The sequence below is a fragment of the Hanstruepera marina genome, from assembly GCF_019880635.1.
Lineage (GTDB): Bacteria > Bacteroidota > Bacteroidia > Flavobacteriales > Flavobacteriaceae > Hanstruepera > Hanstruepera marina.
In genome coordinates, this window is the sequence record NZ_JAINVX010000002.1 from 353228 (window position 1) to 373816 (window position 20589).

22 protein-coding genes are annotated in these 20589 nt (G+C 32.7%); 21 read left to right on the forward strand and 1 reads right to left on the reverse strand.

Going from position 1 to position 20589, the window contains the following annotated elements; translation table 11 throughout:
• Positions 1-172: 172 nt before the first annotated feature.
• The gene (locus K7G76_RS09355) at positions 173-538 is read right to left on the reverse strand and encodes an endonuclease domain-containing protein (RefSeq protein ID WP_223033937.1); all 366 of its coding nucleotides are present in this window, start codon (positions 536-538) and stop codon (positions 173-175) included.
• A gap of 407 nt (positions 539-945) precedes the next feature.
• On the opposite strand from K7G76_RS09355, the gene K7G76_RS09360 reads away from it, so the two are divergent.
• The 21 genes from K7G76_RS09360 to K7G76_RS09460 all read left to right on the forward strand — a co-directional run bounded on the left by K7G76_RS09360 (position 946) and on the right by K7G76_RS09460 (position 20588).
• Complete coding sequence (locus tag K7G76_RS09360; protein WP_223033938.1) at positions 946-1926, forward strand: SDR family oxidoreductase; 981 nt, start codon at positions 946-948, stop codon at positions 1924-1926.
• A 441-nt stretch (positions 1927-2367) separates the two neighbouring features.
• Positions 2368-3213 (forward strand): ABC transporter permease, encoded by an 846-nt coding sequence (locus K7G76_RS09365; RefSeq protein ID WP_223033939.1) that lies wholly within the window; start codon positions 2368-2370, stop codon positions 3211-3213.
• Positions 3214-3323: 110 nt separating this feature from the next.
• Positions 3324-4547, forward strand: coding sequence for an ABC transporter ATP-binding protein (locus K7G76_RS09370; protein ID WP_223033940.1), 1224 nt, complete (start codon positions 3324-3326; stop codon positions 4545-4547).
• Entirely contained in the window at positions 4544-5227 is a 684-nt protein-coding gene (locus K7G76_RS09375; protein WP_223033941.1) for a sulfotransferase, read from the forward strand. Before K7G76_RS09370 ends, K7G76_RS09375 begins: the two co-directional genes overlap by 4 nt.
• Before the next feature lie 29 nt (positions 5228-5256).
• The gene (locus tag K7G76_RS09380; protein WP_223033942.1) at positions 5257-6024 is read left to right on the forward strand and encodes an FkbM family methyltransferase; all 768 of its coding nucleotides are present in this window, start codon (positions 5257-5259) and stop codon (positions 6022-6024) included.
• Complete coding sequence (locus K7G76_RS09385; protein WP_223033943.1) at positions 6021-7097, forward strand: DegT/DnrJ/EryC1/StrS family aminotransferase; 1077 nt, start codon at positions 6021-6023, stop codon at positions 7095-7097. The genes K7G76_RS09380 and K7G76_RS09385 overlap by 4 nt, the downstream gene beginning before the upstream one ends.
• Positions 7088-7735, forward strand: coding sequence for an acetyltransferase (locus tag K7G76_RS09390; RefSeq protein WP_223033944.1), 648 nt, complete (start codon positions 7088-7090; stop codon positions 7733-7735). The genes K7G76_RS09385 and K7G76_RS09390 overlap by 10 nt, the downstream gene beginning before the upstream one ends.
• A 2-nt stretch (positions 7736-7737) precedes the next feature.
• Positions 7738-8592 (forward strand): glycosyltransferase family 2 protein, encoded by an 855-nt coding sequence (locus K7G76_RS09395; protein ID WP_223033945.1) that lies wholly within the window; start codon positions 7738-7740, stop codon positions 8590-8592.
• A 38-nt stretch (positions 8593-8630) separates the two neighbouring features.
• Complete coding sequence (locus K7G76_RS09400; RefSeq protein ID WP_223033946.1) at positions 8631-9533, forward strand: glycosyltransferase family 2 protein; 903 nt, start codon at positions 8631-8633, stop codon at positions 9531-9533.
• Positions 9523-10347 (forward strand): glycosyltransferase family 2 protein, encoded by an 825-nt coding sequence (locus K7G76_RS09405; RefSeq protein ID WP_223033947.1) that lies wholly within the window; start codon positions 9523-9525, stop codon positions 10345-10347. The genes K7G76_RS09400 and K7G76_RS09405 overlap by 11 nt, the downstream gene beginning before the upstream one ends.
• On the forward strand, positions 10348-11232 hold the full coding sequence (locus tag K7G76_RS09410; protein ID WP_223033948.1) for a beta-1,6-N-acetylglucosaminyltransferase: 885 nt from the start codon (positions 10348-10350) through the stop codon (positions 11230-11232).
• 7 nt (positions 11233-11239) lie between these two features.
• The gene (locus K7G76_RS09415; protein ID WP_223033949.1) at positions 11240-12322 is read left to right on the forward strand and encodes a glycosyltransferase; all 1083 of its coding nucleotides are present in this window, start codon (positions 11240-11242) and stop codon (positions 12320-12322) included.
• A gap of 18 nt (positions 12323-12340) precedes the next feature.
• Entirely contained in the window at positions 12341-13933 is a 1593-nt protein-coding gene (locus tag K7G76_RS09420; protein WP_223033950.1) for a hypothetical protein, read from the forward strand.
• Entirely contained in the window at positions 13930-15000 is a 1071-nt protein-coding gene (locus K7G76_RS09425; RefSeq protein WP_223033951.1) for a lipid II:glycine glycyltransferase FemX, read from the forward strand. Before K7G76_RS09420 ends, K7G76_RS09425 begins: the two co-directional genes overlap by 4 nt.
• On the forward strand, positions 14997-15476 hold the full coding sequence (locus K7G76_RS09430; RefSeq protein ID WP_223033952.1) for a hypothetical protein: 480 nt from the start codon (positions 14997-14999) through the stop codon (positions 15474-15476). Before K7G76_RS09425 ends, K7G76_RS09430 begins: the two co-directional genes overlap by 4 nt.
• A gap of 28 nt (positions 15477-15504) precedes the next feature.
• A complete protein-coding gene (locus tag K7G76_RS09435; protein WP_223033953.1) occupies positions 15505-16200 on the forward strand; it encodes a TylF/MycF/NovP-related O-methyltransferase in 696 nt (231 codons plus the stop codon).
• Positions 16201-16231: 31 nt separating this feature from the next.
• Positions 16232-17002: a class I SAM-dependent methyltransferase gene (locus tag K7G76_RS09440; protein ID WP_223033954.1), complete on the forward strand. Its 771-nt coding sequence runs from the start codon at positions 16232-16234 to the stop codon at positions 17000-17002.
• A gap of 10 nt (positions 17003-17012) precedes the next feature.
• A complete protein-coding gene (locus K7G76_RS09445; protein WP_223033955.1) occupies positions 17013-17984 on the forward strand; it encodes a glycosyltransferase family 2 protein in 972 nt (323 codons plus the stop codon).
• Complete coding sequence (locus K7G76_RS09450; protein WP_223033956.1) at positions 17977-18801, forward strand: glycosyltransferase; 825 nt, start codon at positions 17977-17979, stop codon at positions 18799-18801. The genes K7G76_RS09445 and K7G76_RS09450 overlap by 8 nt, the downstream gene beginning before the upstream one ends.
• Complete coding sequence (locus tag K7G76_RS09455; protein WP_223033957.1) at positions 18794-19678, forward strand: glycosyltransferase family 2 protein; 885 nt, start codon at positions 18794-18796, stop codon at positions 19676-19678. The genes K7G76_RS09450 and K7G76_RS09455 overlap by 8 nt, the downstream gene beginning before the upstream one ends.
• Positions 19668-20588, forward strand: coding sequence for a glycosyltransferase family 2 protein (locus K7G76_RS09460; protein ID WP_223033958.1), 921 nt, complete (start codon positions 19668-19670; stop codon positions 20586-20588). Before K7G76_RS09455 ends, K7G76_RS09460 begins: the two co-directional genes overlap by 11 nt.
• The last annotated feature ends 1 nt before the right edge of the window (position 20589 follow it).

Below are 20589 nucleotides of genomic sequence, written 5' to 3' on the forward strand. Positions count from 1 at the left end.
ATATTTTAAATCAAACTCCCCTTCCTTTGTCTCCGCCAGCTACGACAAATTCATTCCCCCTCTTCATCTGAAGAGAGGAGCTTAAATGGATAGTATATTACCAACTGGCTCCTCCCTTTAGATAAAGGGAGGTGGATAAACTGTTGAAAGCAGTTTAGACGGAGGGTTTGAATTAGTTTTTAAAATTAAGAGCAATCGCTTTTAACACAGAAGGTAAATTTTCAAAAACTAATTTATTTTCAAATCGAATAACCGTATAGCCTAAATTTTCTAAATAGCTAGAACGTATATTATCATACTCTTGAGTTACTGGATTGTTGTGAACTTCACCATCTAGTTCAATGATAAGTTTTTCGGATGCACAGTAAAAGTCTACAATGTAGTTTCCAATACTATGTTGTTTTGTAAATCGTTTGCCTTTTAACTGCCTTGACTTAATATGTGTCCATAAAAACGCTTCAGCTGGAGTCAGTTTTTTTCTTAATTCCTGTCTTTTGGTTTTTAACTGGCTTTTGTTGTGTATGTGTTGTTTGGGCATGAATTAAATATAATAAATTTAATTATTCAAACTCCTCTTTCTTTGTTTTCGTTGTCCCTGCAGCAAATTCATTCTCCTCTTATCAAACTCCCCTTTCTTTGTCTCCACAAGCTACGACAAATTCATTGGCCTAGCGCCAGCTCGCTCCTGCGCTGAAATAGTCCGCTGGACTATTTCTTAACGCTTGGCCGTGTCTGAAGAGGGGAGCTTAAATGGATAGTATATTACCAACTGGCTCCTCACTTTAGATAAAGGGAGGTGGCTAGGTTTGATAAAACCTAGACGGAGGGTTTGAAATCTTAATAGTGTTACCGTTACTCGATAGACCCAATCCCTTTATCTAATAGCTTATTATTTCCCTTTGTATTTCTGTGATTAGTGTTATTTTTATAGCATAAGTGTAAACTATGTACGTAAACAAATATCATTCAATCGACATATCAAACCTCAACTTTCTTGTTACAGGTGGAGGAGGATTTATTGGTTCTAATCTTGTTGCATACCTCTTAAAACACAAAGCCAAAACCGTACGTGTATTGGATAATTTCTCCAATGGGTATCGTGAGAACCTTACCGAATTTATGAATCACCCTAATTTTGAACTTATGGAGGGGGATATCCGTGATTTGGACACCTGTAAGCAAGCCTTAACCGGTATGGATTATGTAAGCCATCAGGCGGCATTAGGCTCGGTACCACGGTCTATTAACGATCCTGCTACGACTAACGCTGTTAATATTTCAGGTTTTTTAAACATGATGATTGCTTTAAAGGATTCTGATACCGTAAAACGGATGGTTTATGCGGCTTCGAGTTCGACTTATGGTGATAGTCCGTCATTACCAAAAGTAGAGCATACTATTGGAAAACCTCTATCGCCCTATGCGGTTACCAAGTTTGTAAATGAACTCTATGCTGATGTGTTTGGAAAAACGTATGGTACTGACGTTATAGGATTGCGTTATTTTAATGTGTTTGGCCCTAAACAGAGTCCCAATGGGGCTTATGCAGCGGTGATTCCTTTGTTTATGCAGGCTTTAAAAGATAATGTGTCTCCTAAAATTAATGGCGATGGTGAGCAAACCCGTGATTTCACCTATGTGGATAATGCCGTGCAAGCCAATGTACGCGGGTTTTTTGTAACAGATGCAGCCAAAAACCAGGTGTTTAATGTGGCCTGTGGCGAGCGTATTAGTATTAATTACCTATGGGAAAGCCTTCAACATGCTGCAGGCTCTGATTTACAAGCCGTTTATGGCTCACCACGACAAGGCGATGTGCGTGATAGTTTGGCTGATATTTCTAAAGCAGAACGCTTGCTAGGGTATAAACCTGAAGTTACAGTTCGTGAGGGTTTGAAACTGACTTGGGATTGGTTTAAGCACTAACTGTCATTGCGAGACAGAGCGTTAAAAAAACAGTTTGGTAAACTGTTTTCACGAATGGGCCAGCTGGCGAGTTGGCAAACGACATGGTAAATACGAAGTATTCACGAACACCTATTTCTAAAAATAATTACGCATGAGTAATCTCCAACGCTTCCAGCTGTCACATTGAGCCTGTCGAAGTGCTCGAAATATCAAATTTTTCTCGGTCATTGCGAGGATCCAGACGTTTACCGTCTGGAGACGCGGCAATCTCTTATCCACCAACCGTTACCCATCATCTGCCATCGGTCATCACTCATCACTCATCACTCACCCGTCATACGTCATCAATCACCTTTCATTCCTTTTCCCAATAAAAACGAGCTCGTAATTCTTAATTCTTAAGTCATAATTATTTATATTAGCCCTAACCAAATTAATACGATTACCAATCCCTAGTATATGTCTTTAGAAACCCGTGTGTATCAAAAGGAACGTACCTTAAAAATGGGTGCGCTTTTAAAAGCGAGTTTAAAGGATTTGTTGGGCTCCCGGTTTTTAGCCCGACAATTGGCCGAGCGGGATATTAAAGCGCAGTACCGCCAGTCCTATTTGGGGATTTTATGGGCCTTTGTTACGCCTATAGCTACGGCTGCAGTATGGATTTTTTTGAATAGCAGTGGTACGGTGCGTTTAAGTGATACTGGTGTGCCATATCCCGTTTATGCGTTTTCAGGCACGTTAATATGGTCTATTATTGTGGCGTCTATTAATTCACCTATGCAGAGTACCAATGCAGCAAAGGGTATACTGACAAAAATTAATTTTCCAAAGGAAGCGCTGTTGCTCTCTGGTGTTTATAAACTTCTATTTGATAGTAGTATTAAGATATTGCTACTAGTGCTCTTTGTATTTATTTTTGGGGTTGGATTTCATTGGAGCTTGTTGTTGATGCCAGTTGCTGTTTTGGGAGCTGTTTTGTTTGGAAGTACTTTAGGTTTGTTTTTAACACCTATTGGTCTGCTGTATAAAGATATCGGGAAAATAATAACCTTTGGGATGCAGTTTTTAATGTATGTAACACCTGTGGTGTATGCTATACCCAAAGACGGTATTATGAAAATTCTTATGACCTATAACCCTATAACGCCCATTATTTTAACTACGCGTGATTTGGTAGTTGGATTTACACCACAATATTTAACCTATTTTTTAATGGTTTTGGGCGTATGTGTGCCTTTACTGTTTTTGGGTCTAGTACTGTACCGTATAGCGATACCCATTATTGTGGAACGCTTAAGTGCTTAAACAATTGACAATTAATGATGAATAATTAATAATTTGTAACGAAATTTAAACTAACCTATATCATTATTAGTAAATAACCTTTTTATAACGAAAACCATAACCAAATATTAATGAATAAAGAGCAACCCAACAACGAGGTTTTAGTAAAAGTAGAAGGCCTAAGCAAAAAGTTTTGTAAGGATCTGAAAACCAGTTTGTGGTATGGAGTTAAGGATATGGTAAATGGTGTACGTGGCTCTAGCCATGAGCGGCAGTTGCGCCCCAAGGAATTTTGGGCGGTAAAAGAGGTGAGTTTTGAACTGCGACGGGGAGAATGTTTGGGTTTAATAGGTCACAATGGTGCGGGCAAAAGTACCTTGCTTAAAATATTGAACGGGTTGATAAACCCCGATGCGGGCAAAGTGACAATGAAGGGCCGTGTTGGGGCCTTAATAGAACTGGGAGCCGGTTTTAATCCTATATTAAGCGGACGGGAAAATATTTATAATAATGGTGCTATTTTAGGATTTAGCCGTAAGGAGATTGATACTAAGCTGGATGATATTATTGCTTTTGCCGAGCTAGAGGAGTTTATAGATATGCCGGTACAACACTATAGTAGTGGGATGAAGGTACGCCTAGGCTTCGCTGTTGCGGCCCAGATGGAACCTGATATATTGATTATTGATGAGGTCTTGGCAGTGGGCGATTTAGGTTTTATGCTCAAGTGTTTTAAAACCATTGATGCCATTTTACCAAATACGGCAATTGTTTTTGTTTCTCATAATATGCCAATGGTCTCGCGTATATGTAGTCAAGTTATTTTAATGGATAATGGACAGGCAAAATTTTTGGGAGTAGATGTAGGAAAGGGTATTGATTTATATTACAATAGGTTTTCAGATAATGGTTCAAATATTATTTTCGATGATGGAAGTATTGTGGTTGAAGATGTGAAAATTAGTGGATGTGCAAATCATAAAAATGGAATTCCTCAATTACTATGGGGAGACACGTTAAATATTTATTTAAAGATTAGACTTAATTTAACTATGGAAGTACCAATATTCGGTATTTCAATTTTTGATAAAGAACAACGCCCAGTTGCAATTTTGGAACATAATAAAAATGACTCCAATATCAAAATATTAGATAAGGGTATTGCTTTTAACGTTAAGCATAATAATCTTCAACTTTCTAAAGGGGTATATTCTATAAATATATGGGTTAGTAAGACTGAAAATAAAGAACCTATGTTACGAATTAATGGCGTAATGAGTTTTCAGGTTATTAGTGATAAAGAAGTATGGCCTCCATTTTTGTTAGCAGCTACGTATGAAAATTGTAATCTATGATATTAAATTTTAAAAAAAAAGGGGGAGAAAAGATATTTTGTATAGGCTTAAATAAGACAGGAACTACTTCTCTAGGTTCTTTTTTTGAGATGAACAACTATCCAGTTGCAAACCAAAGAGCTGGAGGGTTACTTTTGAAGGCTTATTTAAAAAGGGATTTTAATGAGATAATAAGATTTTGCTCATCAAAAGATCGAGTCGTTTTTCAAGATGTACCATTTTCACTGCCTTATACATATCAACATTTATTTACTAAATTTCCTGATAGTAAATTTATTTTAACAATAAGAAATTCTCCTGAAGAGTGGTATGAATCTATTTTGAATTTTCACTCTAATTTTTATAATAATGGAAAAATTCCAACAAAAGAAAGCTTGAAAAATTCTAATTATATCTACAAAGGGTGGTCTTGGGAGCTTATGAATGGCATTTTTTTTAATAATAACGATATGCTTTATGATAAAGAATCTTTAATAAAATTTTATAACAACCATATAGAAACGGTTTTAGATTATTTTAAAAATAACAAAGCCAAATTGTTGGTTATTAATATTGCTAATAAGTCAGATTTTTATAGATTGTGTGAGTTTTTTAAAATTAAAACACAAGACATTGGATTTCCAAAAATAACTTCTGATGATATTGTTAATAGAAACTATTCATGTGACTTTTTAAAATAATTAATTTATTGATAAGATATTTACATAAGATGATAAAAAAAAAAATAAAGAAAATATTTGAAGGTATAGCTTTTAAGTATGGCTACACTAAACATAATAATGGTGGTAAGATTTTGCATAAAAATAATCTACTGGCATCATTATTTATAAATGTCAAAGAGATGGGCTTTCTGCCAAAACATATTGTTGATGTTGGGGCAAATCATGGAACTTGGACACGTGAAACTTTAAAGTATTTTCCAAATGCTTATTACACATTAATTGAGCCTCAAAAGTGGTTGCAAACCTCTTTTCAAGATTTATTAGATGCTAATGAAAAGATTTCCGTAAAAGCAGTAGGGTTAGGGGCTCAAAAGGGTAATTTTTTATTTACATTAGTAAACAGGGATGATAGTTGTTCATTTAGATATACTGAAGAAGAGGCAAATGAAAAAGGGTTTAAACAAATTCAGATACCAGTTGAAACTTTAAACAATATTGTTAGTGAAAACGAGGATATACCATTGCCAGATATTGTTAAAATTGATGCTGAAGGATTGGACATAGAAGTGCTGAAAGGTGCTGATAAACTTTTTGGTAAAACTGAAATTTTTATGGTTGAAGCTAGTGTTAATTGCAAAATTTTTGAAAACAGTGTTTTAAGAATGATTAATTTTATGGATAGAAACGGGTATACACTATTTGACATAACTGATTTGAACAAACCGTTTAAGCCTTATGTGTTATGGTTAGTAGAGTTAGTTTTTATAAAAAAGGGAGGGGTATTGGATTCTTTTAAAATCGATGTTAATTTATGATTAATGTTACCAAAACATTCTTACCGCCTCAAACAGAGTATCAATCTATTTTAAAATACGCCTGGGATACAGGATGGATAACCAATCGTGGAGTATTGGTTCGAGAACTAGAAGGTAAGCTTCGAGATTATCTTAAAGTGCCCGATGTGTTATTAATGACCAATGGTACCTTACCTTTGCAAATTGCTATTAAGGCCCTTGGGCTTAAAAGAGAGATTATAACCACACCTTTTAGCTATGTAGCGACGACAAGTAGTATTATTTGGGAAGGCTGTACGCCGGTGTTTGTAGATATCCATCCCGAGTATTTGACAATTGATGAAACCAAGATTGAAGCCGCTATTACTTCTAAAACGTCTGCTATTCTAGCGACTCATGTATTTGGTAACCCTTGTGATGTGGAGGCTATAGAAGCCATAGCGATTAAATATAACTTAAAAGTGATTTATGATGCGGCACACTGCTTTGGGGTTACCTATAGAGGGCAGTCCATTTTTAATTATGGAGATGCCAGCACCTGTAGCTTTCACGCTACCAAACTATTTCATACAGGGGAGGGTGGAGCCTTATTTTGTAAGTCAGATCAGTTTGATAAGATGTATTGGCATCATAATTTTGGTCATGATGGTCAAGAATCCTTTCATGGATTGGGTATTAATGCAAAGATGAGTGAACTCCAAGCGGCTATGGGTTTGGCAGTTTTACCTTATTTATCACATGTTTTGGAATCTAGAAAAACTGTTATTGATGCTTATAATGAAGCTTTATATGGTTTAGATATTCAATTGTTGGGCCTAAGGAAACACACAGAATGGAACAATAGTTATTACCCTATTATTTTTAAGAACGAATCCCAATTATTGGCCGTAAAAAATGCTTTAAATCAAGCAAATATTTTTCCAAGACGGTATTTTTACCCTTCTTTAAATACTGTCAAATATATAAATGGAAAATCGATGCCAATTTCAGAGAGAATAGCTTCTAGAGCATTATGTTTGCCTCTATATAGCGGTTTGTCAAATGCAAATATTGAAAGGATTATTACAATAGTAAAAAAAGAATTATGTTGGTAATTGGAGCTAAAGGGTTTGCTAAAGAAATATTAGAAGTGCTCTTTCAAAATAATGCTGTTGAAGAGCTATGCTTTTATGATGATATTAGTAAAGATATTGAAGAAAAACTTTATGGTGAATACCCAATTTTAAATTCCACAAGTCAGGTAAAAAAACATTTCTTAAGTATTGAAAAAAATTTTGTAATCGGCATTGGTAATCCGAAGTTACGATTCTTAATGTATGAGAAATTCACAAAGATTGGGGGTGTTTTAAAAGGAACTATAAGTAATTCAGCTCAAATTAGTTCGTATGGAGTAGAAATAGATAGTGGAGTAAATATTATGCATGGAGCAATAGTGTCTAATGATGTCAAGATTGGTAAGGGTTGCATAATATATTACAATACAGTATTGACTCATGATGTTCAATTAGGAGATTTTGTGGAAGTCTCTCCCTCAGTTACATTATTAGGTAGATGCAAAATTAATAGTTTTTGCCAGATAGGTGCTAATACAACTGTATTGCCAGATATTGTTATTGGAGAAAATGTTATTATTGCTGCAGGATCTGTGGTTACTAAAGATGTTCCTAGTAATTGTATGATTGCTGGGGTGCCTGCGGTAATTAAAAAGCAATTAGCACCATTAACTTTTTGAACATGTTGAAAAATAGAGTGTTTTTGAGTGTTTGTATGATAACTTATAACCATGAAAATTATATACAACAGGCTATAGAAGGTGTTTTAATGCAAAAAACAGATTTTGAAATTGAATTAATTATTGCAAATGATGCTTCAATAGATAAAACAGATGCACTAATAAATAGAATTATTGCGACTCACCCCAAAGCAAATATTATCAATTACTTTAATCATTCTTCAAATATAGGAATGTCAGCAAATTTTTCATTTGTGTTAAATAAAAGCAAAGGCAAGTACGTTGCAATCTGTGAAGGAGATGATTATTGGACAGATTTTTTAAAACTCCAAAAGCAAGTTGATTTTTTGGAAAGCCACGAAGAAATTAATATCTGTTTTCATAAGGCTAATCTATTGATTGATAATGAGTTTTTTTTACATAAGATTCCAAATCCATTTGATGAAATACCTTTTAATTATCATGAGCTGTTAAAGTATTACAACTTTATAGCTACGGCAAGTGTGGTTTTTAGAAGGCCAAAAAATTTCCTCTTACCTATTTGGTTTAAGAATTTGCCGTTTGGAGATTTAGGTCTTTATAAATTGATATCTAAAGAAAAAAAAATACAATGTATAAATGAAGTAATGTCGGTGTATCGTGTTCACGATAATGGTGTTTATTCTGGCCTTGATAAAACCCAAAAATCTAAAAAATATTTAGAATTTTATAAAATAATATATCCTTTATTGAGCAGAAGAGAAAAAAACATTGTTAGTGCAAAAAAAACTATAATTTATAATGCCATAGCAAAACAAAAATTTCCAAAGAGTATTATCTTTCAAAAAATGTATGGTTTGTATTTAGAGTATAAATAAAATCTATGTCGATGAGGAGACCAAAGTTAAGTGTTTGCATGATTGTATATAATCAAGAATCATATGTAGAGGATGCTATCAATGGTGTGTTAATGCAAAAAACCAATTTTGAAATTGAATTGATAATTGCGGATGATTGCTCAACCGATAAAACTGATTTTAAGATAAGGGAAGCTATTGCATTAAGGTCAAGTTCAAGAAATATAAAATATTTTAGGCACGATCATAATATGGGAATGATGCCTAATTTTATATTTGCATTAAAACGTTGTCAAGGGCAATATATTGCTTTGTGTGAAGGTGATGATTTTTGGATCGATGTTAATAAACTACAAAAACAGGTCAATTATTTAGACACTAACATAGATACGGTTTTATGTTTTCATGAGGTAAAGGTGTTGATGAAAAACAAAAAATTAGTTAAAGATTTTATTACTAAAGTGCCAAAACAATATGAGAATATTGAAGATTTAGCAAGGTTTGGGAATTATATTCACACCCCTTCTGTCGTATTTCGTAATGTTCTAGAAGAATATCCTTTTGAGTTTGAACAAGTCCCATTCGGAGACTATTTTTTGTATATGATGTTAGCGCAAAATGGTAAACTTCATTTTATGAAAGATTGTATGTCGGTTTATAGGTATCACGTTGGGATATTATCTGAAATGAATAATAATGATATTTTAATTAAGAGCGTAAAACTATATTCTTGTATGATTTCTTATTTTACGGATAAAAATTTAAAGAAAATACTTTTTGAAAAACAAATAGGAGTTGCTACTTATTATAATAAATTAATAAATGATGGATATAGGAAGCCATTGATTTATAGTTATAGATTTGAAAAACTAATTAGGTTTTTAAAACTAAATTACAGGAGCCCAAAAGAATTAATGAAGAAAACTATTAATAAATTGTTTAATCTGAAAAATGAAAGTTGATTATAAGATTAGTGTAGTCATACCGTGTTATAATATGGGCGACTTTGTTAAGGATGCTTTAGCCTCTGTTTTTAAGTATCCCAAGCAAAAAGATTTAGAAATCATTGTGGTTAATGATGGTTCTGATGACGAGGGGTATACTAAAAGGATATTAGATAGTTATACGGCAAAAAATTTAACTGTTGTACATCAAAAAAATGCAGGTTTAGGTGCGGCAAGAAATAAGGGGATTGAATTAGCTACTGCGCCTTATATAATTCCATTAGATGCCGATAATAAATTAAGACCGGTATATATTGAAAGGGGAACTGCACTATTGGACGAAAATCCAGAAGTGGGAATGGTGTATGGAGATAACAGACAGTTTGGTATGAGTGAACAAGACATTAAGGTTGGAGAATTTAATGTGGCTAGGTTAATCAAAAAAAATTATATAGATGCTTGTGTGGTTTTACGTAAGAGGGCTTGGGAATCTGTAAAAGGTTATGATGAAAAGATGCCTGTTATGGGCTACGAAGACTGGGATTTAAATATGCGCCTGTTTTTTAAAGGATGGAGATTTAAATACATTCCTTTAGTATGCTACGATTATAGAGTTAGAGAAAATTCAATGTTGGTGAATTCTAATAGAAATAGAGAGTTGCTTATTTCATATATTTTTTCAAAGCCTGATTTAATTCAAGCGAAGATTTTAAGAGATAAAATTTTCTTGAGCCAAGATTATGAGAATGAATTGAAGAGTATTAAAAACCGAAAATTTATGAGAGTAGCTTTTAATATAGAAAAAATTTTAAAAACTGTTTTTAAGCAATAAATGAAACATGCTATTTTAATAACGGCTTATAAAAACTTTGAGCACTTAAAAGATTTAGCTGAATTTTTTGATCAAAACTTTGAAATCTTTATTCACATTGATAAGAAAAGTAACTTAGAACCAAAAGTATTAAATGAATTACAGGACTTAATTCAAGTAAAGTTGGTTTCAAGAAAGTATAAAGTTAATTGGGGAGGTGTAAATCATTTAAAGTGTATATTGTATTTAGCTAAAGAAGCTTTGAAAAACAAAAATATTGAAAGATTCCATGTTATTAGTGGGCACGACTATCCAATAAAAACCTGTAGTTATTTTGTTGATTACTTTAAAAGGCATAGTTCTGAAAACTACTTGAATTTTCATGAATTACCATCAATAAAATGGCCAAATGGAGGTTTAGATAGAATTGAGTATTATAATTTTTATGATTTATTAAATGCAAAAAGATATAGACATTATATTTTTAAGTTAGTGGAGATACAAAAAAAACTAAAGATAAAAAGGCGTATTTCAAAAAAAGTTCCAAAGCTATACGGAGGCGAAACATGGTGGAGCCTGTCAAGAGAGGCTTTGTCATATGTTATAGATTTTACTGATAAGAATAAATTTTTACTTAATAGGTTTAAACATTCCTTTTGTTCAGAAGAAATGTATGTTCACACAGTATTACTTAACTCAAAGTTTGCTGCTACTGTTGTTAATGATAGTTTGAGGTATATAGATTGGTCAGACAGAAATGGGAATTTTCCAGCTAATTTAGATAATTCAGATTTAGAGAAGATGATTATATCTAAAAACAAATTTTTTGCTCGTAAATTTGAGTTTCCAATTTCTTTAAAATTAAAACTTTCTTTAATCAAGTATTTGGATAATATAAAAAAGTAGTTTAATTATGAATATAGCTTTACTATCACCTAGTAGAAATTCTTATTCTGAAACTTTTATTCAGGCTCAAAAAAAATATCTAAAGGGGGATGTTTTTTATTATTATGATGGTTTGTTGCCAACTAAATTAGAAGGGCATGGAAGTATTTTGAGAAAGAATTTGTGGTTTTTAGGAAAGCTTAGGTTGTTAAAAAATGATTATAGGGTTCATAGTTTTTCTAGCTCTTTAAAAAAAAACAAAATTGATGTAATATTGGCTCATTATGGTCCTACTGGAGAATCTGTAGCAGAGATAAGTAGGAGCTTAAAAATACCTTTAATAGTGCATTTTCATGGGTATGATGCGAGTATGATTAATGTAATAAATTCAAATAACTCATATAAGCTTGTTTTTGATATTGCTAAATATGTCATTGTAGTTTCTAAAGAAATGAAATCTAGATTAGTACAACTTGGATGCCCAACATCAAAAATAATTTATAATCCTTGTGCGCCTGAAGATTTTTTTGCAGAAATTACACCGAGGTTTTCCAAAAGACAGTTTATTGCTGTAGGCCGTTTTACTGATAAGAAAGCACCATATATTACAATTTTGGCTTTTAAAAATATCCTAAACACTTTTCCGGATGCAAAATTATTGATTGCTGGTGATGGACCATTGTTAAATGCGTGTGTCAATTTAGTCGAATGTTTTAGGATTAGTGAAAATGTGAAATTTTTAGGAGTGATAACACCGAGCCTATTCAAAAAAATATTAGAAGAGTCAATGGCATTTGTACAACATTCTATTACAGCGAATAATGGAGATATGGAAGGGACACCTGTAGCAATATTAGAAGCCTCGGCAGCGGGATTGCCAATAATTTCAACATATCATGCAGGTATTCCTGACGTGGTGTTAGATAAAGAAACCGGTCTTTTGGTAAATGAAAAAGATATAAATGGTATGTCAAGAGCCATGATGAAAGTGCTAGAATTTCCTAAGTTAGCAATTGATTTAGGTATACAAGGAAAAAAAAGAATAAAGAAATATTACAGCATGTCGATTCACATAGGAAAATTAAATGAAATAATTAGAAGCACGATATAATTTAATCTTAATATGTTTTTGACCGTTAATCTTAAATCTGAAAATTATAGTAATTATGTTCTTCCGGTTAAACATTTTGATTCTAAATGCCAAATTATCATAGATTATGACATGACAAGTTCATTATCTTTTTTTGACCTAGAGATAATATTTCAATATAATATAGTTAAATTTAGAAATTATGATTATAAGTGGACAGAAATCACTGGAAGGTGTATAGCAAATTGGTATGCACCAAAAATTATTCAATTAGCCAATGGCAAACTGGTCCAGGCAAATCGTAATATTGGTATTTGGGAGATAAACAAAAAGGAGCCTAATAAATTATTATGGCGGTTTAATCCAGAAAATGCCCAGCCATTAACAAGATTTAAAGCGAATAGCCATGATAGACAAATCAAGCAAACTCAAACAACTTATAATTTTGATAAACCACTGGCGCTATTATTACCTGGCAGAAGCGCCCTAGAAGTAAGTCGAAGTAAAATACCGTTTTCGGCCATTTTATGTTTTACAGATCATTGTGACTTTGATACGCTAAAGAATTTAAAGCAACAGCGCTTGTTTTTTAAGCAGCATAGCATTAAAACTACCAAGGGTTTTTTCTTAAACCATTATTCAAAACGTGACGATAATGCGGCTATGGAATACCATGCTAACGAATATAAAGCTTGGATTGACGATGGTCATGAATTGGCATATCACGCCTTGTCTCAATCGATAAAGCCGAATGAAGAGGGCTTTAAGGACTTTGAGAATTTCACACCGCCATTAGATAATATTAATACATGGATTGATCATGGGTATCAACCGTATAATGTCTCATGCTTTGAAAATTATAATTTAAGTGTAGAACAATATGGGCGTCTTTTGCATGATAAAAACATTAGTATATTGTGGAATTATAGCGATTCCGGCACGTGTATTCCTGGAGTAATTAACCAAATAAATCCAAGTCATTTTACATTACAAGCATTTCTTAAAGGAATTAAAGGTTTAGGTGTACTGGAGTCTACAAGGCTATGGATAAAGAATTTGCTGACTAATAATTTAGACCATTCGAATTATAATAGATTGTATAAAGATTTTGCTAATAACCTCAAAAAAAGAAAATGGGCAAAATGCTTTCGTAGCGCCTTCGGCATATCTAAAGTAATAATATCAACAGGGTTACATTACAATTCAAAAAAGTATAAAGTCAATACTTTGGCAAAATACACCCCGTTATTTTTTAGGCATAGGATTGGCAAAGTAGAATTTTATATATTTCAGACCATGGAAATGGTCGATTTCAAACAGGCGCTAAATCCTAGAAACATTAATACATTGATTGAAGAAAAAGGGATTTGTATTGCACATACATATTTTTCAGTACCATTAAAGCACCATAAGGGACGCTTAATTATTGATGGTAGGATTGATTCAGAAGTCAATAAAAACTTTGCTTGTATTTCAAAAAAAATATCAGAAAAAAAGCTTTGGAATCCCACAGTAAAGGAATTAATAACATACCTGGCTCCCTTAGAATATCTAGAGTTTGATGTGACTGAAGAGGGAGGTATATGTCTAATAAGTGAAAACCATTTTACAGCGAGAGAAGTAACCATATGACGCATTTTTTTACAACAGATCCTGTTTGGTTTTCAAAATGGGACGAATACATATCTAAAGAACCACGTGGCAACCACTTAGTCTTAACAGATTGGTTGGCATCGTATAAATCATATGGATTCGATTTTGAATTATGTGTTTTTTTGGACGGTGATACTATCGTGGGTGGATATGGGGCTGTAATAGCTAAAGCCATGTGGTTTAAGTTTTATATTATTCCACATGGGCCTATTTGTACCAAAGGGTATGAGTACCTGTTAAGTGACTGTCTCAAATATTTAAAAAAACGAGCTAAAAAATTAAAGTGCTGCTATGTGCAGTTTAGTATGCCTTTGTCATCAATCCAAGTAATCAGTAGCCATGTATTGAGCCCTAATGTTTTAGAAATACCAAAGGGTGACTTTAACAAGGGTAAACTTTTTAATTATATATATTGTTCCTACGGCATAAATTGGGTGGATTTTAAAGAGTGTAAATCACCTGAAGAATTATTAAATCAAATCTCAGCTAAAACGAGGAGAAATATTAGATTAGCACATAGGTTGGGTGTCGATATGCTTATGGTGGAGCAAGAACAGGATATAAAGGAGGGATATAAACTGGTTGAAGATAAAGCCCAGCAAGGCAAGTATGCATTAAGAGACTTTGATGATCTAAAAAATCAACTTCTAGCATTAATTTCAAAAGACAAAGCACATTTTATGCTGCTCAAACACGATAGTGAAATTAAAGGAGCTTCCTTCTCAGTTAGGGCTGGGAATTATTTTACAAATATTTTTGGTGGAACAAAAATAGGGAAACCAGATGTTAAGGCGGGCTATGCCTTACATTGGCAATGGATTGTAAAATCATTTGAAATGGGGTTTAAAGGTTACAATATTTCAATGGGCGGTTCCAAGGGGGTTAGGGAATTTAAAGCGCATTTAGGAGCCCAAGAGATTTTTTATGATAATCCACATCATTATAGTATTCTTAATCCTATAATGTTTAAAGTATATGTTAGGTGTGCTAAACTTCTAAAGGGCAATAAAGCAATAATTGCAGGTATATTAAAGCGATTTAAATGATTGGTAAGCTATTAAAGAAAATAGAAATCAAAGATATTGATGTATTTGTTTATACATTAAATAAGGAAGCTTACAGGTCATTGCCAGAGCCGGAATATGATATAGAAATCAATAACCTATCAAAGAAAAAAACGCAATTTAAATTGTTGAAAAACAAACAGGTTGTTCACAGGAGTAATCTGTTTGAAAAAGTTTTTTTGTTGGGTTTAATTAAGAAAAAAGGCCCTGTTATTGGAGATTGTTTTACTGATGAAGCTTTTAGAGGTCTCAGTTTATATCCTAAAATGATTCATTTTATTTCCAAACGCTGTTTGTTTAATCAAAATATAAAGGAGGTGTTTATTATTGTAGATACCGTAAATAAACCGTCCATAAAGGGGATTGAGAAAGCGGCTTATGTTAAACACGCCCATATTAATACCAAAAGATGGTTATGGTTTTATTATAAAACCACAATTAAATATTATAATAATTAAAACATCATAAGCAGATAAAACATAAGGTATGAATGCTAAACTAACCACAACCTTTAAAAAAGGGCTTTCAAAACTATTGCCAGATTCAGAAAAGTTGAGATATTTAACCTGGCTGCCAAAATTGGAATCCTTTCATAAATCATTTGGTAAGCAAGTTGTTTTCTTAAAAAGTCGGAATCAATTATACGATTATATTAACGATCTGTTAGCTAACAAACCCCTTTCATATTGCGAGTTTGGCGTGTTTAAAGGAGCGAGTATTAAATATTGGGCAAATTTAAATTCCAATAAGGACTCAAAGTTTTATGGCTTTGATACCTTTAGTGGTTTGCCTGAAAGCTGGGATAATTTCACGGGGGGGTTGCAAAAGGGTTTTTTTGATGTTAAGGGCAAATTACCTAATATCGAAGATAATCGAGTGTCATTTTACAAGGGTATGTTTCAGGAAACACTGCCAGGGTTTATAGAGTCCTATAAATCAGATAATACATTAATTATTAATATAGATGCAGACCTGTACTCGTCTACTTTATTTGTGCTAACCAAATCACACGATATTATTAAAAAGGGTTCGGTAATTATTTTTGATGAGTTTTCAAGCGTTTTGCATGAATTTAGGGCTTTTGAAGACTATTGTCAAGCTTATAGTGTGGCATTTGAAGTATTGGCAGCTACTAAATCAAAAAAAACCTATTATGCACATGTAGCTGTTAGAATAATATAGGCTTATAATAACGAATATTTAATACTGAACTATGAAAGACAGAGTTAAAAATATAATTCCAAAGTTTATTTTAAAACGGTATTATAAGTATGTAAATTATAAACGATATTATGGAAGTAATGTAAAATGCCCCATTTGTAAATCGGAATATAGAATTTTTAAAACTTATGGTTTGTCTCAACGTAAAAATGCAGAATGTTTAAACTGTGGATCTTTGGAGCGACACCGTTTATTATGGAAATATCTTAATGAGAAAATTAATTTTTTTGAGAGTAAAAAACAGTTTAGAATGCTACACTTTGCTCCAGAAAAAATATTCTATAATATATTCACCCAAGTTAGTAACTTACAATACATACCGTGTGATTTAAACCCTGAAGTTTTTAAATACAATGGGAATATCCCCATTGAAAAAGTAGATATTACTAAAATTCCTTATAAGGATAATGCATTCGATTTCATTCTTTGCAACCATGTTCTTGAGCATATACCTAATGATAAATTGGCCATGTCAGAGTTGTTTAGGGTTATGAAACCTAACGGGTTTGGTATTTTTCAGGTCCCTTTAAACCCATTGCTTAATGAGACATATGAAGATTTTTCTATAACATCCCCCGAAGCAAGAGAGAAAGCTTTTGGTCAAAAAGATCATGTTCGTGTTTACGGTCTCGATTATAAAGAAAAATTGGAGAGTGTAGGGTTTAGGGTTAATGTGGACGATTATGTAAAATCCTTCGATAAGGATTTACGCTTTAAATATGGTTTTATGGAGTCTGAAAGGATCTATAACTGTAGCAAGTAATTATAACCTTATGAATCCAATGGTCTCCATAATAATACCGACATATAACAGAGCCAATTTAATTGGGGAGACGCTTGATAGTATTCGTCAACAAACATACACCAATTGGGAATGTATAATAGTAGATGACGGTTCAACAGACGATACAGAACGTATAGTTGGAGAATATATTCAAAACGACTCGAGATTTTCATTTCATAAAAGACCTGAAAATAGGCCAAAAGGAGCCAATGCCTGTCGAAATTATGGCTTTGAATTGGCTAAAGGTACTTATGTCAATTGGTTTGATAGTGATGACCAGATGCATCCAAAAAAGTTGGAAGTACAACTTAAAAAGTTAAGCGAACATCAAAGTGCTAATTATTGCATTTGTCAAACAGAAGTTTATGATTTGTTAAATGACAATTCATTAGGTTTAAGATCACCTAAAATCGAATCAGGTAATAGATTTGAAGATTATATTTGTTACAAGATTTTTTGGTTAACAACAAGCCCTTTGTGGAGAACTAAATTTATTATTAATAGTAAGTTGAGATTTGATGAAACATTGATGCAGTCTCAAGAATATGATTTTCATATTAAAGCTTTAGCTATAGACTCAAATTATGTAGTAGAAAATGCAGTTTTAGTTAAAATGGTTATTCATGAGGAGAATTTATCTAATAACTGGATGAAAAATGACCATAAAGTACTATCCAATGTTAAGGTGAAACAAAGAACTATAGAAAATTATCATGACCGATTGACTTTTACGACGCAGCTCAAAGTGTTGGAAATGGTAACTTTAGTTTTTAAGAATTTGGTTTTAGAAAAACGGTTTTATTTAGCACAAAAAGTTTTAAAGATATTAAAAAACATGCTACCATTTGTAAAAGTGGGTTCATTAAGAAAAAAACAATTCTATTTTCGAGCAAACCTTATGATTTGGTCATATCGTATATTTGGAAAAGGGTATAATTTATTAAAACCATTGCATGCCTAATAAGTGGACATACCGTTGGAGTAAGTTAAAGTTAGTGGTAAAACATTATCTAAATCTTGTCTATAATAGTCTATGTAATAGAGTAGTGGCTAGACAAAAAAAGGATCCCAAAAGTATACCCATTATCATTATCAGTTATAACCAATTAACGCATATAAAACAATTGGTAAATTGGTTGTTAGAAAATTACTATAAGAATATAATAATAGTGGATAACAAGTCTACATATCCTCCTCTTATGGAATACTTAAGATCTATTGAAGGTCCAGTAAAAGTAGAGTATTTGAAAAAAAATGAGGGGCATTTAGCCTTTTGGAAAAACAAAAATATTTTTAAAAAATATAGTAAGGGGTATTATGTAGTTACTGATGCCGATATTTTACCAATTGATGAATGCCCAGGTGATATGATGTGGGTGCTGATGACTTTATTGGACAAGGCTTATGATAGAACTAAAGTAGGATTGTCACTAAAAATAGATGATATACCTGAACATAATCCTAATAAAAAGGCCGTTGAAAATTGGGAAAAACAGTTTTGGAAATCAGAATGCCATTCTAAAGCCTACAAAGCTGAAATTGATACAACTTGGGCTATGTATAGACCAGGGTATAAATATAAATTAAAACACTTTACAAAGGCTTGGCGTTCCAAACCGCCATATATGGCACGTCATGAAGGTTGGTATGTTGATACAGGTAATCTTACCGAAGAACAAAAGTATTACATGCAAACAGCAAACGAATCGGCATCTTGGAATATCGACAGTAATGGTAATTTAGTTAATACAGTACATAAAGATTTATATAATGACTAGTATTGAGACATGGCCGTTAGTGTCTATTTGTATTCCAACCTATAATGGTGAAACGTATATAAAAGAAGCGTTACAGTCAGCAATAAACCAAAATTATTCCAATCTGGAAATAGTAATTTCTGATGATGCTTCTAATGATAATACTTTGGCAATCATAGAGGGATTCAAATCCAAAACCAATATACCCATTAAAATATACAAACACACTCCAAACGGAATTGGAGCAAATTGGAACAATTGCATAAGGAAGGCCAAAGGCGATTACATAAAGTTCTTGTTTCAAGATGATATACTGGAAAAGCATTGCATTTCAAAATTGATGACCTTGATGGAAGACAACCCTAAAACGGGATTGGTTTACTGTAAACGGAGGTTTTTGGTGGACAACATGAGCGATAGAACTAAAGGTTTTATAGCCTATTATGGTAATTTACACACCTATTGGGAAGACTTTGAGGTGAAACAAGGAATATTACCGGGGAAAACCTATTTAAAAGATAAACAATTTTTAAATTCTCCTAAAAATAAAATTGGCGAACCTACTAATGTCTTATTAAGACGGGAGTGCTTTAATAAAGTAGGATACTTCAATGAAAAGCTACAGCAGGATTTAGATAGTGAATATTGGTATCGGGTAATGCGTTATTTCGATATTGGTTTTGTCGATGAGATTTTGGCGGGTTTTAGGCTACATGATAAACAAGCCAGCGTTATAAATAAAAGGCGTGATATTCCTGATAGAACGCTACTGTATAAGTTGTTTTATAAAAATTTATTTTGGCAATTACATAATAAGAACAAATGGAAGCTAATTAAATTATACAATCCTATAGTTAAAAGGCTTGTCACCATTAAAAAGCACCTCTATGGAGAATGAACAGCCCTTGGTAAGCATCATTTTACCAGTGTATAACGGAGAAAAAACCATAAAAGCAACTTTGGATAGTTTGTTAAACCAAACCTATGAGCATTTTGAGTTGCATATTGGAATCGACGGCACGAATGATGCCTCAAAAACAATAATTGAGTCTTTTGATGACAAGAGGATTGTTATACATGAAAACCCCACCAATTTAGGTTTAGCTAAAAATGTAAATAAATTAATTTCTTTAACGCCTTTAAACAGTGATTTAATAGCCATGGCAGAACAAGACGATTTCTACGTTCCTGAACGTTTGGAATGGCAAGTGGCCATTATGAGAAAATACCCTAATGTTGGTTTAGTGTCGGGAATTACAGAATTTGTAGGAGATAATAAATCTGTTTTTTTTCCAGGGATTTTAGTAAAAGGCAAGGCCTTTCCACAAGGTGAGGAACTGTTCAAATACTTGTATATAAATCAACTAAAAGTAGTCAATACATGCATGATGTTCCGTAAGTCTGTTCATATGGATAACAATTTAAGTTTTAAAGATACCTATGGTAATTTTAATGTAGATTGGAATTATGTATTACGTTTCGCTTTGGTTTCAAACATTTTCGGAATTCCAAAAGTTTTGGTTAAAATGAACCGGAAATCAAACCGCCAATCGGTAACAACAAATAAAAGAAAACAATATCAGGCTTCAAGACAATTGCTAAAAGACTTTAAAAAGGAGTTTCCTGTACTCATTCCAAATAAAGATTATAAAGCGGCTTTAAAAGCACACCGTAAAATTGAATTTGGTATTAACGGAAGACTCATGGTAATACTTAAAGGTATATATTATTCTTTAATATATTTAGATATGTATTTTGTGAAGTATATTTTTTTGAGAATAAAAACTTTAATTGCTCAACATTCATGAT